A 14,569-nucleotide genomic window follows, 5' to 3' on the forward strand; every position below is an offset into this window, starting at 1 on the left:
TCTTTTTTATACATCAATCTAAGGACAACCCTAAAAAATGAAAAGGAGGGTCGGACGACGATGGAACAACAAATGAAAGATTCGAATCAATTGTATTCGAACATCGATTTACATGCCGTTCTTTCTTCTAATGGCCGCTTTCTCTACATTTCTTCCAACTGTAAGCAGCTTTTGCTTTATGAACAAAAGGATTTACTAGGGTGTTTTTTGAAAGACTTTGTTCATACCGAAGATCAATTTCTCGTCGAAAGTTATTTTTACAATCAGCACATGCTAGAGGTTTGCCACTTTAGACTGCTAAGAAGTGATCTGACAGCTGTATGGATCGAAGCAAGCATTGATTTTGTTGCTTGTGATGGGTTAGGTAGCGAAGTAAGTAGAGAAATGATCCTGAAAATGAGGGTGCTGGATACTGAGCCCCAAAAAGCAGCATTTCAAACAACATCAAAAGTAGCAGAACAGTCGTTAGGCAGTCTGCCGGCTTTCCAAAATGTCGGTGAAGCTGAACAATTGATTGCCATGCTGCCAAATCCGTTATGTATTACGACTTTAGGGAAAATTGTGTATGCGAATGATGCGATGCTGCAATTAATGGGGGTAAGTGCAAGAGATGACATGATCGGCAAGTCCGCGTTTGATTTTATTGCTGAAGAGTACCATGACATTGTCAGAAGCCGAATAACAAGGCTGCAGCAAGGCCTTCCAGTCGGAATGATTGAACAGATATGGAAGCGTCAAGATGGGAGCAGTATTCATATTGAGGTAAAGTCATCACCGACGATTTATCAAAATCAGCGGGCAGAGCTTTTACTGCTCGTGGACATCTCATCCCGTAAAAAATTCCAAACCGTTCTTCAAAAAAGCCGGGAGAGGTATCAGCTGCTCATTCAAAACTCCATTGATACGATTGCGGTCATTCATGATCACAAGTGGGTATTTATGAATGAATCAGGCATTAAATTATTTGAAGCCGAGCATTACGATAAATTAATAGGAAAGGATATCTTTCATCAAATTCATTCCTGTGATCAGCAAAAGGTCAAAAAGAGCTTATCACGTATTATTGAAAGAGCATCAGATTCTGAGATTGTCACAATGAGCTGTCATACGTTTAAACATAAGCTGATTTATACAGAAATGGTCTGTATCCCAACTACATTTTTTGGAGAAACAGCGGTTCAAATTATTTTAAGAGATATCTCCGAACGTAAGCAGACAGAAGAGCTCATGCTCCGCTCTGAAAAATTATCGATCGCAGGTCAATTGGCGGCTGGCATTGCACATGAAATCAGAAATCCATTGACCGCCATCAAAGGCTTTTTGCAGCTCATCAAACCGAAAACAAAAGACCGCGATCAATACTTCGAGATTGTTTTCTCTGAGCTGAGCCGAATAGAAATTATCTTGAGTGAGCTGCTAATGCTGGCGAAACCGCAGCAAACGTCCTCAATGCAGACGCTTGATTTGAAAAAAATCATCAGCGAAGTCACAGCCTTGTTAGAAACACAAGCGAACTTAAATGGCATTTTAATGAACACAAGTGAGATAGAGGAGGGTCTCCTGATGAACGGGGATCAAAATCAGCTCAAGCAAGTGTTTATCAATTTAATCAAAAATGCCGTAGAATCCATGCCGGACGGAGGAAAGGTAGACATCACAGCCAAAGCAGAAGGTGATGGAATACTTGTCACCATTCGTGATGAAGGGGTTGGCATTCCTGAATCGGTGATGAAGCGGATTGGAGAGCCCTTTCTAACCACAAAGGAAAAAGGAACCGGACTTGGCCTCATGGTCACATTTAATATTTTAGAAAATCATAACGGGACGATCCGTGTGGATAGTCAGCCTGAAAAGGGCACCGTATTTCACATCATGTTTCCTGCAAAATAAAAACAACGGCAAGAGAGCCGTTGTTTCAATCTAGCGAATGAATGGAACGTTTTTCAAGTACAAATTGTTCTAGCCGGTCAAGTCCTTCTTTCAGCGTTTCAAGTGAATAAGCATAAGACAGGCGCACGTACCCTTCGCCGAGTGGAGAGAAGGCTGAGCCTGGTACGACCGCAAGTCTTGTACTTTCTAACAGCTCCATGCAAAAATCAAAGGAACTCATCCCAAACGATTCAATGGATGGAAAAATATAAAAAGCGCCAGAAGGTTTAATTACCGGAAGCCCCATAGAAATGAGCCGATCATATACATAATCGAGTCTTTTCTTATATTGCTCTCTCATGATCAGTGCATCATCTACACCATTTGTCACAGCTTCAAGTGCCGCCTTTTGTGAGACAGCCGAGGCACAAGACACGTTATATTGATGTACTTTTAATACATGTTTAGCAATTGGAGCTGAAGCAAATAAAAATCCAATTCTCCATCCAGTCATGCTATGAGATTTAGACAGTCCATTGATGACAATGGTCTGTTCTTTTAAGAAAGAGGCAATTGAATGATGCGGCCGGTCAAATGTCAGCTCGCTGTAGATTTCATCGGATAAAATAAAGATGTCTTTTCCTTCAAGGAGCTGGGCAATTTCTTTCAATTCTTCTTCTGAAAGCGTGACACCAGTCGGGTTTGAAGGGTAAGGAAGAACCACACACTTTGTCTTTTCCGTTAGCGCATCCTCAATCAGCTTGGCATTCAATTTAAAGCCGGCATTCGTTGTGTCAATATGTACGGGCATGGCACCGCACATTCGAATGATCGGTTCATATCCGGGGTATACAGGTCCAGGTAAAATGACCTCATCGCCTTCTGTTAAAATGGTTCGAAACGCAGCATCAATTGCTTGACTTGCACCTGTCGTCACAATGATTTCTGACTCTGCATCATAATCAAGATTCACTTTCTTCTTGATATAATGCTGGATCGCTTGTCTTAGCTCTAGGAAACCAGCATTGTGAGTGTATGAGGTGAAATTCTCGTCAATGGCTGCTTTGGCAGCTGTTTTGACATGATGCGGCGTATAAAAATCGGGCTGGCCTATCGTCAATGAAACGACATCCTCATATGACGATACGAGATTTGAAAATGTTCGAATGCCTGAAATTTCAATATCCTTTACTCTTGGATTCAGCAAATGCTCCATTTCTCATCACCTTAAAAATTTATGTTTTTATCCTATTTTACCATTCACTGCATAAATGTCACCTGCGAAAGGCACTGGATATCGTTATATGTAGTCTATTCTCCTATCCATCACCGCATGAGTGATATATTGAAGAAAGAGCAACATTTATTATAGCGTAACCTCAAGAGAAAATACAGGCTGTGATGAAGATGATTAGAAAACGGCAAAACTGCGTAAACTGAAAGAACATGAGAATCAGGGTCATGGGAATGGCTTTCATAGACATACGATCTCCTAAAGGAGGACGATAGATGGAACAATCAGCGAAGACATCGAAAATCGCGTTCCTATCCGTGCTGAGCAACACATTTGTGGTCATCTTAAAAATCATTGTGGGTCTTTTAACCGGATCTGTTGCGGTTTTATCAGAAGCCATTCATTCGTTTCTCGATTTAATGGCGTCGTTTATTGCATTTATTTCTGTTCGTATTTCAAGAAAGCCAGCAGATTCTAAACATCCTTATGGACATGGAAAAGTCGAAAATATTTCTGGAACGATTGAGACCCTGCTGATTTTCGTTGCTGGCATTTGGATTATATACGAATGTGTTCACAAATTAATGCATCCAGAGCCAGTCAAGCTGCCTGTGCTTGGTATTGTGGTCATGCTGCTAGGCGCGCTCATCAATTTTGTTGTATCGAGGGTTGTGAACAAAGAGGCTGAGCGAGTACATTCAGTTGCCATGAAATCAAATGCACTGCATCTTTTAACGGATGTGTTTACGTCATTAGGGGTGGCATTTAGTTTATTGCTTGTGGCATTAACCGACTGGTATTTCCTAGATCCGATCATTGGAATGGTTCTGGCCCTCTTTATTATGCGTGAAGCGTTTAAACTCATGAAGGAAGCCTTTCCGCCGCTTGTTGATGCTCGGTTAACACCAGAGGAAGAACAATCGATCGAAGCGATCATTCAAGGATTTAGTCAAGAATTTATTGAATATCATGACTTTCGAACAAGGCGGTCTGGTGCCGAGGAATATATTGATTTTCATTTGATTGTAGATGGAAAGACAACGATTGAAGATGTTCACCAATTATGTGATCGAATTGAAGAGAAGATTCAGCTGGAATTTCCGCATGCACAAATCTTTATTCATGTGGAACCTGAAAGTGAAAGAAGCGGACAAACGTAAAAAAGGCGATCAACCTATTCTCAGGTTGTATCGCCTTTTTTTACGCTTCATCTATGAAATGAAATCAATATCCATAAGCAGTATCGTAGTCTTCATACCAAGAGATATAAGCTGTGTCATCATTTGACAAACCATGCTTCATATCTAAAAAATCAGCCTCGCAAATATCTTCAATTACAGTCATTTCGTTGTTCTTTAATAATACGACAGTTCCCATCATGAACACCTTTCTTTAAAAAAATCCTTGACTATTGTACCATTTGAAGAATCATTGTCAACAGAAGAATGGAAACAAGACGAAAATATCACAAAATGTTAAAAAATCAGGAGGTAAAAGAACTAGAAGTGCCATGATTTTCACAAATTTTCAGTATTTATTCACATAAATCGCTTAGATCAAACTGATCTAAAATGTATGTAAAAGTGTAAAGCTCCATTGATCTTGCTATATTCATAGGATATAATAACGAATGATTATAAGAAATTTATAGAAAACATACATAATAAAGGAGAAATAGGATGGAAACCAACATAACAGAACCACACATTCAAGAAAAGAAGCATCCTGAGCTAGCAGGTGTAGGCTATCGTTTTCTTGCACACCTTTTGGACGGTATCATTATCGGTGTACCAATTGCATTTATCATGTTTATTTTGGCGTCAGTCTTTTTTATCTCAAGCCCAGAGGCAGCAATGATGATGGATGACGACAGTTATTACTATTCTTCAACCGTCATAACGGATGAGGAATGGGAAGCTATTATGGGACTGATCTTTTTCTATATAGGGGCAATCTTGATGGGTACCGTGGTGACATGGCTTTATTACGCCATCATGGAATCATCAAAATTGCAAGGAACACTTGGAAAGATGGCTCTCGGCATCAAAGTAACAAAAGTCACAGGCGAAAAGGTCACATTCGGACGTGCAACTGGCCGCTTCTTTGCAAAAGGCTTTTTGTCTCCGATCTTATATATTGGCTATATCATTGCTTTTTTCACAGAAAAAAAACAAGCACTTCACGATTTGATTGCAAGTACCATTGTTGTGAAGAAATAATGAAAAAAGCACCTCTTCTATATGGTAAGAGGTGCTTTTTTTCATAGATCGCTTGTATGGATGAGGGAAACAGCACATAAAATAGAATGATAGTGAAAATGAGGAAGGGAGACAATCGATTGAGAACAGGAAAAAAAACCGCACAGAAAAAAGGGGCAGGCTTTGGGCTGTTTTTGACAGCACCTGTGTTAGCCTGGGCGTTGTATGATTTTGCAAATACGATCTTTTCATCAAACATGATCACCATTTTCTTCCCGTTTTACTTACAGGAAACGATCGGGGACAGTGCGAGAATGGACCAGATCGCCAGCACCTTTATTTCTTATGCAAACGCACTAGCCAGCTTTTTTCTCGTCATTTTTACACCTTTATACGGAGTGCTGATTGATCGTACAGGAAAAAAGAAACGCTACATTACGGTGTTTACGTTCATATGTATTGCTTGTACGCTTTTGATGGGGATTTTTGCTGGGATTGATTTCTCAAGTGAATGGTTTGGGCTGCCTGTTTCTTTATTGGTCGTGGTCACCTTGTTTGTGATCGCAAAGTTTTTTTATCATTCTAGTCTTGTTTTCTATGACACCATTTTGCCCGATCTTGGAACAAAGGAAGAAATCCCGCTTATTTCTGGATTTGGTATCGCTGTTGGCTATTTAGGAACACTTGTCGGCCTCTCTGTTTATTTACTTGTCGGCAATGACCAGTTTCATGAAGCATTTATTCCGACAGCTCTTTTATTCCTTCTCTTTTTTCTACCCTTTCTCTTTTTTGTAAAAGATCCTTATCCGCTGCCACAGCGAGAGAAAAAGGCATCTTTTTTCAGCGGGTATAAAGAGATTATTCACACGTTTAAAGAGATGAAAAAGTACAAGCCAGCTTTTATCTTTATGATTGCTTTCTTTTTTATGAATGATGCTTTACAAACAGCGATTGCAATGATGGCTGTTTATGCCAAAATCATCATTGGCTTTACCGCTGGGCAATTTATTTTGCTCTATCTTGTGTCGACCATTTCAAGTATCATTGGCTCCTTTCTGTTTGGATATATCACAAAAGCGATAGGGGCAAAGCGATCGATTACAGTCGTGTATGTCATTTTAATTGTGGCGCTGATTCTGGCTGTGACAGCGGCAACCGAATGGGTCTTCTGGATAGCGGGCAGTTTATTCGGGATTTCACTTGGCGCAAGCTGGGGGGCATCACGAATCTTGATTATTGAACTGACACCGAAGGAAAAAAGGGGACAGTTTTTTGGCCTCTTTGCATTCTCAGGGAAGGTATCTTCCATTATCGGGCCGATCATTTATGGCTCAGTTACCCTGCTGTTTGCAGAGCACGGAAATCTCGCAAGCCGCCTTGCACTAGGGTCTTTGCTCATCCTTGCAGCGATAGGACTTGTGATTCATCAATTCGTTCGAGAGAAAGCGTAAAGAAACGTCAACTTTTTACCTATGCTGCCGATATAAAAAGTACAATCTTATATTGAAGAATAGAGGGATTTCCGTGGCTTTAAACAAACAAGAAATTTTACTTGACTCTGGTACCAATGAATTGGAAATTGTGAAGTTTGAAATTGGTGCAAATCAATTCGGCATTAACGTCATGAAAGTAAGAGAAATCATTCAGCCGGTTGAGGTGACGGTTGTACCGCACTCTCACCAAGATGTAGAAGGGATGATTAGTTTACGAGGCGAGATTTTACCAGTCATCAATCTATTTTCCTTTTTTAATGTCGAGTCAGATCAGTCAGAACAAGAGAAATATATTGTGACTGAATTCAACCAACGGAAATTTGTGTTCCATACAGGAACGGTATCACAAATTCACCGCGTCAGCTGGGAAGAGATTGAGAAGCCGACTGCACTCAATCAAGGGATGGACCGTCATTTAACGGGCATCATTAAGCTTGATGAAAAAATGATTTTCCTTCCAGATTACGAAAAAATCATTTATGATATTGAATCCGCTTCTGGTGTTGATACGTATCATATGTTTGACGGTGAGAAAGACGAGAGAAGAACAGGGAAGAAGCTGTATGTCGTTGAAGATTCTCCGCTTCTCATGCGTTTATTAACAAATGAATTAACCGAAGCAGGCTATAAAAACATTGTGACCTTTGAAGATGGCAAACAGGCATATGATCATGTCATGGACCTTGTCAGCAAAGGAATCAGTGTCACAGAAGAAATTGATATGATTATTACGGATATTGAAATGCCTAAAATGGATGGCCACCGGCTAACAAAACTGCTGAAGGACAATCCTTTAACAAATTCCATTCCGATTCTTATTTTCTCTTCGTTAATCACTGAAGATTTGCGTCATAAAGGGGAAACGATCGGGGCAGATGATCAAATCAGTAAACCAGAAATTCATCAGCTGATTGAAAAAGTCGATCATTTTATTATCTAAACAAAAAACCACTCGGTATGAGTGGTTTTTTTGTTTAAAAATAACTTTCCCCGAGTCGTTTGAAGACGGGCTTTGTGTAATGTGATTTTTGTTTTGTGGCGGCAGGTTTTTCTTTTAAACCGACATACGTTTGAAGTATTTGCTTTGCTCGGTTTAATGACATATTCGCTTTCGGATTGCGATATGATTGATTTAAATTTCCTAAGTGTGGCAAAAATTCGAAGTCTTCTTTCGTTGGTGGCAGGTGAAAATAATAATCTCCAATTTCAATCAGCACGTCGGACTGTTGTTGACTATACTTGGGATTGTTAGAGAAATGTAGGCCCACTTTTCTTCCTTTACCTTCTTGCAATAGTTTTTGCAGCGCGCGTTTTTTCAAAAGATAAAGAAACTTGGGGTTTGGTGCGGTTTTAGCATGGCGGTTAACAGTATAAATGGCTTTTGCGATGTTTTCTGCTGTAGGTTCTATGTCTTTAGTATGAGCATAATCGTCCATTTTTTCTCTCCTTTGTCTTTCGTCTTCCTGTGCTTAGTATAAATTATACGTTTTTATTAGTAAATTGCAAATAGAGTTATTGTAAAAAGAAAACCTTTGGTATAAAGGGATTAGGGAGGATTAAAAATTTTTGTGTGTTTGAATCCTTCTCAACTTCCCCAAAATTTATAAATCCGCCTCTTCAACAAATTCAACTGATTCTATTTCTGTTGATTATATAGTAAGTATATAAGTTATGAATCATTTGAGGGTTATTTTTTAGAAGGTCTGCACTATTCTTTTGCTTATCAGTATAGTCGCATGAGTATGTCGTAAACTGTGAACGGTAAATTTTTAGATTAGATTGACAGCATAAAGGAGATGTCAGAGGAACAGTCTCGAAAAGCGTTAAAACAAGTAAAGCTTTTGTCCATAAATGGATAGGGGCTTTAACTGGATAAACTTGGTTATTCGGTTAGTTAAAACGTGATATGATTGTAAAAAGGAGGTAATATCATGACATTCAAAAAAGCGTTCAATATAGGTTATTTTGTTTTGCTTTTATCTTTTATTGTCGTATATTTCTTGCTTCCAGTCGATCAATTATTTACAGCAATTATGATCCTAACCGCATTATTTGGAGTATATCAATTTGTGATTTTCAAGAAACTAAAAGAACAAAAACAGCAATAAAAAATGCCCTAGTCTGCATTCGTCGAGGGCATTGAAATTTAAGCCATTCTCATTGCTTGTATTTTCAATAGTTATTTATGATGGGTTTAAACACCTTCTTCATTTTAGCAAACACACTATCTGTCATCAGTTTTCTTCTACCCGTTTAATCTGAAGAGAATCAGTCTGTTTTAATTTTCTATATGCTAAAGGTGTCGTATTTTTTATTCTTTTAAACAAATTAATAAAATAGCTTGTGCTGTTGAAACCTACTTGGTAGGCGATTTCTGTGATATTGAGATCCGTTTCTTGGAGCAGGATGAGGCTTTGCTGAATTCTATATTCATTTACATAATGCATAGGTGATTTCTTTAAAATGTCTTTGAAGGATCTGCAGCATTCTGAGCGGCTAAGCTGTCCTGCACGAGCAATATCTTGGAGAAGGATCTTTTCATGATAGTGCTGATGAATCCAATTCAGCATGTGTTTCATCCGTTCATTTTTATCGTGTTTACGCGCATCATGTTTCATTTGGAAGCCATTTTGTAATAAGCTTTTCCAAATGGTGATGAGCTGAATATTGAGTTCAAGTTCATAATAGACTGGAGTTTCATCAATTAATTGTTGAATGGTTTGAATACATTGATAAATCTGCTTTGGCCAGTGATCTTTTCGGTTGAGTAAAATATAAGGTGTCTGGCTCGCATGCATATAAGGATGGACAAAAGTGGTGAATAATTCATTCGCTGTGATGAAGTAGGGAGAGACATTTAAACAAACATAAGTACATGCCGTCCCATTCGCATCTTTTGCCATGTGCAGGCAGCCACTATTGATGAAAATGCCATCTCCTTGCTTTACATATAATGTCTCTTCATTGATATGAAATTCAGTCTCACCCTCTAAAATAAAGACAAATTGAAACTCGTCATGCCAGTGAAGAGGAATATAGCCGCTTCTATGATGACGAATTTTCGTATGATAAAGAGCAATAGGCCATGCTGTCGTGGAATGCTCCGTTAATTCTTTCAGGTTGTAGTCAATCAGAAAATGATGGTTGTGCATGATTCTCCTCAATATTCTTTTATTTTTATGTTCAATTCATATATCAATATGTAACAAATTGAACTACTATCAACTATATTATCATGATTTGTTGAGAATTGAGGAGAATGAAAATGAATAGGAGAAAGGGCATTTTACTTGTACTCATAGGCGCCATCTGCTGGGGTGTAGGAGGAACGATTTCACAAAAATTGTTTCAGCAATATGGGATTGATGTCGATTGGCTTGTGACGGTCCGGCTGCTCATCTCAGGGGGATTGCTTTTATTTGTTCATGTGATGACAAAAGAAAAAACACATCTGATGGGTGTGTGGCAAAAGAAGAGGACAGCGATGCAAATCCTTCTATTTGGGCTAATGGGGATGCTGTCTGTTCAATATACGTATATGGCATCCATTCAACATGGAAATGCTGCTGTGGCAACGCTGCTGCAGTATACTGCCCCTGTTATGATTATCGTGTATTTGGTCATTCGCAGGCAATCAACCTTCACTAGAAGAGATCTGGTCACAGTGGTATTGGCTTTAGCGGGTATGTTTTTCTTATTGACGAATGGTTCTATTTCAACATTAACCGTTCCATTTGCGGCAGTGATTTGGGGAATATTATCGGCTGTGGCGCTCTCGTTTTATACGTTATATCCAATTAACCTGTTAAAACAATTCGACTCTCTAGTGATTGTCGGCTGGGCAATGCTGATAGGAGGAGGCGCCCTTAGCTTGATCCATCCCCCATGGAAGGTTAATCTCACTCATTTACCTTTTGAAGCGTATGTCTATTTATTATTTGTGGTCATATTTGGAACGATGATCGCTTTTTGGTTTTACATAGAAAGTTTGCAATACTTATCACCAAAAGAGTCGAGCTTAATTGGAAGTGTTGAGCCCCTTGCAGCAGTCGTTACGACTGTTTTCTGGTTAAAAGAGCCATTCGGACTTTTCCAATGGATAGGGACAGCTTGTATTGTCTATATGATTTTATTCTTGGCATTGTATCAGCCGAAAAAATGAGAGGGATGGGTGTTGAACAATAGAAGGAATGATAAGAAGAATTGACTGAATGAAATATAAATAAAGTGAACTATTAGTTCATGATAACTACCTATTTATTAAAATGGGTAGTTTCTCAAATGATATTTTTTTATATGATGTAAGCAGATGAATTATTTTGTATGAATAGAATAAGCGCAATAAAAACAACCATTAAAGTCAGTTTCATTCGTCATTTGTTTGGCTTCACCCATGGCGCTTTCCCCATTCATATGCATGCCAATCAATGTACGGCTTGCAGCATCACCTAAAAATGCACAATCTTCTGTATGTACAACAAACTGTCCCTGTTCATTCTTTGTATGAATAAAATAGTAACTTTTTAGCATTTCCTTCACCTCCAACCTGACTATCCTACTATAAAACGTTTAATGATGTAAAGGAATTTTATTGTGAAAAACAAGAAAAAATGGATCAACAAAACAAAACGAGAGGTTCTAAATGGATGGAGGCGTTAGTAAAGCGAGGTATATGTGATTTATTTATGCATGCTTCAAACAGATTCTATGGGCAGAGGAAATGACATGAAGGATGTTTCAGCCATGCAAAAAGGACTTTCCTGAAAAGAAAGTCCTTTTTGCTATTTACTTATTGAACTCCCTGACCCTTTAGTTCACGCTGCACATCTAAGTCGGCAGCTTCTCTGCTGAATTTTGGCAGTGTAATGAAGTAAAAAAGGAAGACGAGTAAAATAATAAAGCCCATTCCGTAATAAATATAAGAAACATTTGTAATGAGTTTTGGAAACAATACAGCAATCAGACCTAATGTCATTGATTGAGCAAACATAGTAAGCGGATCAACCCATCCTGACACACGGCCCATCAGGCGAGGGTGGACGATTCTAGGCAGCCAGCCGCCAATGACAATGTTGACTGGGCCAATGCATGTACCAATGACAAATGATGTGACATAAAACAACCATAATGTATGGGTAGAACCAAGGACAAAAATCAAAATACCTGCGACCAGAATTGGAATCGACATGAGATATTGCATCTTTACCTTCTTAGCGAGGACAGAGCCCATTAAGCTTCCAACGAGCAGACCTGCACCAATCGCAATGGTAAAGAAGGATGTATGCAGTTCAAAATGGTCCGGTGAAAGTCCATATTTCATTGTAAACATCGGAAGAACGGCAAATGCGCCATTGACAAGACCGAAAACAAAAAAGCCAAAAATTAAAGAAGCCAATAATTTGTTTTTTAAAATATACAGAATGCCTTCTTTAAAATCTTTCAGAGACGTTTTGATGGTCATGCCTCTCCAGCCAGCTTGTCCATTTGGCTGGCGCGCTTCAATTGGAATGTTACATGAACGAATCAGGATGCCTGAAATAATAAAGCTGACTAAATCAATTGTAATGGCACCGTGAAGTCCAATCGTTTTATACATAATGGCACCAATACCAACGCCAAATACCATAAATAAACTAAACAGCATTTGATTTAAGCCAGCGGCTTTTGCATATTGATCTTTATTTAAAATGGCCTGAACGAGAGAAGCTTCAGCTGGATAGAAGAATTTCGTAATGGCACTTCGAATAAACAAGATCAAGAAAATAAGTGGCAGTGAATTAAAATAAATAACGATGAATAATACAATCGTCAGCCCAGCTCGTATCCAATCACAATTCTCTGCGACTTTTTTACGATCAAAACGGTCTGCGACTACACCGACCATAAAAAAGACAAAGACGGTAGGAAGAGAATACATGAGCTCAGCCAATGTGGCGTATGCGGGCTGATGACTAAAATGGTCGAGCAAATAAAAGGCAAACGCCATATTGCCTACTGTTGTCCCCATTTGCGAAGCAAGTGCTGCAAAAAAGAGACGAACAAAATTTCTGTTTTTAAAAATATCCATAAATACGCTCCTTAACCTGAAGATCCCACTTTATATCATATAAAATTTTAACCATTCGTACAATTGATTTCATCTACTGGCTAATGGTCACAGGTGTTCCGTTTGGAACGAGTGAAGCAAGCTCGATGACATTCTGATTATACATGCGGATGCATCCTCTAGAAACAGCTTTACCAATTGAAGACGGGTTATTCGTACCGTGAATGCCGTAATGAATTTTTGAGAGGCTCAGCCAATAAGCGCCAAAGGGACCTCCTGGGTTTGGCTGTCTGTTGACAATATAATAAGAACCTGTCGGTGTCATATTTAAAATTTTCCCTGTTGCAATCGGATACGAACGAATAAGCTGTGATCCAGAAAACAAAACGAGACGTTTCGTTGAAATCGAAACAAAAATGCGGTAAGGGATCGTATTAGGATCCGGCAAACCAGGAATGATAATGACCTCATTTTGTTCGGGCTCGCGAGCTTGAAGTGACGGATTTGCAGCCTTTAAGGCATTTGTTGTAGTTCGAAAATCAAGTGCTATAGAAGCAAGGGTTTCTCCACTTTTCACCGTGTATCGAAGCACCAAAGCACACTCCTTTTACTCAAATAAAAGAAGCCATGATGCCGTCACTTGACATACTATATGGACGGAATCAGGCCCAGTAAGGTTTCTCCTAACATTTGTCATGAAAAAGAACTTTGATTATACATATGCAGGAGAGGGCGGTTTGGCTTCTATTTATACGCGAGATGTCAAGGTAAAAAAGGTTAACTCGGGTTTGGCTAAAAACCGAAGCGGCAGCCGCGTTGTTCCAAGTCCACGGTTGACATAGATGCGGTGCTGATCGATGCCGTATAAACCTTCTACATATGTACGGCCGTAAGGTGCTGTGAGAACCGGTCCATAGAAAGGCAGCTGCACTTGACCGCCATGCGTATGCCCGGAAAGCTGCAAGTTAATAGGTGTTGTTTTCAGCTCTAAAGCGGCATCAGGCTCATGGACGAGCAGTAACGTAAATAAATCAGATGATACTTCCCGTTTGATCAAATCGTAATCAGGCACGCTCATCATGAGATCATCCAGTGAAGCAATCTGAATATGCGCATGATCTTTTTCTAATAGAAACACATCATTTTTACATAAAGTAAATCCACAAGCCTCCATTGTTTTCTCATAGAGCTCCACGCCAAATGGTCCGTAGTCATGATTTCCGTAGATGGCAAGCTTACCGAACGGAGCATGAAGCTTATTCAAATAAGCCTTCGCTTTTTCATGCTCTTCAGAGGATGCTTGAAAATCAACGAGATCACCTGTGAACACAATGAGATCTGGAGATGCAGCATTGATTTTCTGGACGATGGTTTGTAGATCCTTCGCAGGGAATGTATCACTCAAATGAACGTCACTAAATTGGGCTATTTTAAACTGGTCAAATGAAGCTGGAAGCTGAGCATCTTGAATGGTCAGTGACACGGTATCGATCATGCGCGGCTCAATGTACCTGGCATATCCATAGCCACAACTTGCAGCCAAAAAACCGAGAATACTCGCACCAGCTGCTCCTTTTAAAAATTGTCTGCGGGAAAGCTGCTTCATATAAGACTCCTTTATAAATAAAATTAAGTATAGCATCATATTTGGAAAATCTCCCATATGGTGCACCGAGGGTCAATCATGATATGATAGACAATAATGAATGAATAATCATTCAAATGACAC

At 39.2% G+C, this 14,569-nt stretch carries 15 protein-coding genes; 7 read left to right on the forward strand and 8 right to left on the reverse strand.

What is annotated here, in order from left to right; translation table 11 throughout:
* Positions 1 to 60: 60 nt before the first annotated feature.
* Positions 61 to 1,890, forward strand: a complete 1,830-nt coding sequence (locus tag MHB69_RS06540; RefSeq protein ID WP_034281571.1) for a PAS domain-containing sensor histidine kinase — start codon at positions 61 to 63, stop codon at positions 1,888 to 1,890.
* A 25-nt stretch (positions 1,891 to 1,915) separates the two neighbouring features.
* Here MHB69_RS06540 and MHB69_RS06545 read toward each other — a convergent pair whose 3' ends face one another.
* Positions 1,916 to 3,085, reverse strand: a complete 1,170-nt coding sequence (locus tag MHB69_RS06545; RefSeq protein WP_024426854.1) for an aminotransferase A — start codon at positions 3,083 to 3,085, stop codon at positions 1,916 to 1,918.
* 293 nt (positions 3,086 to 3,378) lie between these two features.
* Between MHB69_RS06545 and MHB69_RS06550 the strand changes: the two genes are divergently transcribed.
* Positions 3,379 to 4,263: a cation diffusion facilitator family transporter gene (locus MHB69_RS06550; protein WP_144496613.1), complete on the forward strand. Its 885-nt coding sequence runs from the start codon at positions 3,379 to 3,381 to the stop codon at positions 4,261 to 4,263.
* 64 nt (positions 4,264 to 4,327) lie between these two features.
* On the opposite strand, the gene MHB69_RS06555 is transcribed toward MHB69_RS06550, so the two are convergent.
* Positions 4,328 to 4,480 (reverse strand): hypothetical protein, encoded by a 153-nt coding sequence (locus MHB69_RS06555; RefSeq protein ID WP_162842519.1) that lies wholly within the window; start codon positions 4,478 to 4,480, stop codon positions 4,328 to 4,330.
* Positions 4,481 to 4,782: 302 nt separating this feature from the next.
* Here MHB69_RS06555 and MHB69_RS06560 point away from each other — a divergent pair, with 302 nt between their 5' ends.
* From MHB69_RS06560 to MHB69_RS06570, 3 genes are all read left to right on the forward strand, one after another.
* The gene (locus MHB69_RS06560) at positions 4,783 to 5,322 is read left to right on the forward strand and encodes an RDD family protein (RefSeq protein WP_024424707.1); all 540 of its coding nucleotides are present in this window, start codon (positions 4,783 to 4,785) and stop codon (positions 5,320 to 5,322) included.
* A 119-nt stretch (positions 5,323 to 5,441) separates the two neighbouring features.
* A complete protein-coding gene (locus MHB69_RS06565) occupies positions 5,442 to 6,752 on the forward strand; it encodes an MFS transporter (protein ID WP_342496095.1) in 1,311 nt (436 codons plus the stop codon).
* A gap of 73 nt (positions 6,753 to 6,825) precedes the next feature.
* Positions 6,826 to 7,734: a chemotaxis protein gene (locus tag MHB69_RS06570; RefSeq protein ID WP_024424709.1), complete on the forward strand. Its 909-nt coding sequence runs from the start codon at positions 6,826 to 6,828 to the stop codon at positions 7,732 to 7,734.
* A 34-nt stretch (positions 7,735 to 7,768) separates the two neighbouring features.
* On the opposite strand, the gene MHB69_RS06575 is transcribed toward MHB69_RS06570, so the two are convergent.
* A complete protein-coding gene (locus tag MHB69_RS06575; protein ID WP_008356877.1) occupies positions 7,769 to 8,230 on the reverse strand; it encodes a YkyB family protein in 462 nt (153 codons plus the stop codon).
* Between the two features lie 495 nt (positions 8,231 to 8,725).
* On the opposite strand from MHB69_RS06575, the gene MHB69_RS06580 reads away from it, so the two are divergent.
* Positions 8,726 to 8,902: a hypothetical protein gene (locus MHB69_RS06580; RefSeq protein ID WP_252050393.1), complete on the forward strand. Its 177-nt coding sequence runs from the start codon at positions 8,726 to 8,728 to the stop codon at positions 8,900 to 8,902.
* A 126-nt stretch (positions 8,903 to 9,028) separates the two neighbouring features.
* On the opposite strand, the gene MHB69_RS06585 is transcribed toward MHB69_RS06580, so the two are convergent.
* A complete protein-coding gene (locus tag MHB69_RS06585) occupies positions 9,029 to 9,946 on the reverse strand; it encodes an AraC family transcriptional regulator (RefSeq protein ID WP_342496096.1) in 918 nt (305 codons plus the stop codon).
* A 113-nt stretch (positions 9,947 to 10,059) separates the two neighbouring features.
* On the opposite strand from MHB69_RS06585, the gene MHB69_RS06590 reads away from it, so the two are divergent.
* The gene (locus MHB69_RS06590) at positions 10,060 to 10,956 is read left to right on the forward strand and encodes an EamA family transporter (protein WP_176967474.1); all 897 of its coding nucleotides are present in this window, start codon (positions 10,060 to 10,062) and stop codon (positions 10,954 to 10,956) included.
* Positions 10,957 to 11,108: 152 nt separating this feature from the next.
* Here MHB69_RS06590 and MHB69_RS06595 read toward each other — a convergent pair whose 3' ends face one another.
* The 4 genes from MHB69_RS06595 to MHB69_RS06610 form a co-directional block, all read right to left on the reverse strand.
* On the reverse strand, positions 11,109 to 11,324 hold the full coding sequence (locus MHB69_RS06595; protein ID WP_024424712.1) for a hypothetical protein: 216 nt from the start codon (positions 11,322 to 11,324) through the stop codon (positions 11,109 to 11,111).
* Between the two features lie 259 nt (positions 11,325 to 11,583).
* A complete protein-coding gene (locus tag MHB69_RS06600) occupies positions 11,584 to 12,861 on the reverse strand; it encodes an MFS transporter (protein ID WP_034281582.1) in 1,278 nt (425 codons plus the stop codon).
* 73 nt (positions 12,862 to 12,934) lie between these two features.
* A complete protein-coding gene (locus MHB69_RS06605) occupies positions 12,935 to 13,432 on the reverse strand; it encodes a L,D-transpeptidase family protein (RefSeq protein ID WP_081124328.1) in 498 nt (165 codons plus the stop codon).
* Between the two features lie 156 nt (positions 13,433 to 13,588).
* Positions 13,589 to 14,446, reverse strand: a complete 858-nt coding sequence (locus MHB69_RS06610; RefSeq protein WP_342496097.1) for a metallophosphoesterase — start codon at positions 14,444 to 14,446, stop codon at positions 13,589 to 13,591.
* Positions 14,447 to 14,569: the final 123 nt, after the last annotated feature.

It is taken from the genome of Bacillus sp. FSL K6-0994, from assembly GCF_038630815.1.
Lineage (GTDB): Bacteria > Bacillota > Bacilli > Bacillales > Bacillaceae > Bacillus > Bacillus safensis.

Bases quoted from the DNA above. Each gene is read 5' to 3' on its own strand.
- MHB69_RS06540 (WP_034281571.1), top strand. From the start codon at position 61: ATGGAACAACAAATGAAAGATTCGAATCAATTGTATTCGAACATCGAT.
- MHB69_RS06545 (WP_024426854.1), bottom strand. From the start codon at position 3,085: ATGGAGCATTTGCTGAATCCAAGAGTAAAGGATATTGAAATTTCAGGC.
- MHB69_RS06550 (WP_144496613.1), top strand. From the start codon at position 3,379: ATGGAACAATCAGCGAAGACATCGAAAATCGCGTTCCTATCCGTGCTG.
- MHB69_RS06555 (WP_162842519.1), bottom strand. From the start codon at position 4,480: ATGGGAACTGTCGTATTATTAAAGAACAACGAAATGACTGTAATTGAA.
- MHB69_RS06560 (WP_024424707.1), top strand. From the start codon at position 4,783: ATGGAAACCAACATAACAGAACCACACATTCAAGAAAAGAAGCATCCT.
- MHB69_RS06575 (WP_008356877.1), bottom strand. From the start codon at position 8,230: ATGGACGATTATGCTCATACTAAAGACATAGAACCTACAGCAGAAAAC.
- MHB69_RS06580 (WP_252050393.1), top strand. From the start codon at position 8,726: ATGACATTCAAAAAAGCGTTCAATATAGGTTATTTTGTTTTGCTTTTA.
- MHB69_RS06585 (WP_342496096.1), bottom strand. From the start codon at position 9,946: ATGCACAACCATCATTTTCTGATTGACTACAACCTGAAAGAATTAACG.
- MHB69_RS06590 (WP_176967474.1), top strand. From the start codon at position 10,060: ATGAATAGGAGAAAGGGCATTTTACTTGTACTCATAGGCGCCATCTGC.
- MHB69_RS06595 (WP_024424712.1), bottom strand. From the start codon at position 11,324: ATGCTAAAAAGTTACTATTTTATTCATACAAAGAATGAACAGGGACAG.
- MHB69_RS06600 (WP_034281582.1), bottom strand. From the start codon at position 12,861: ATGGATATTTTTAAAAACAGAAATTTTGTTCGTCTCTTTTTTGCAGCA.
- MHB69_RS06610 (WP_342496097.1), bottom strand. From the start codon at position 14,446: ATGAAGCAGCTTTCCCGCAGACAATTTTTAAAAGGAGCAGCTGGTGCG.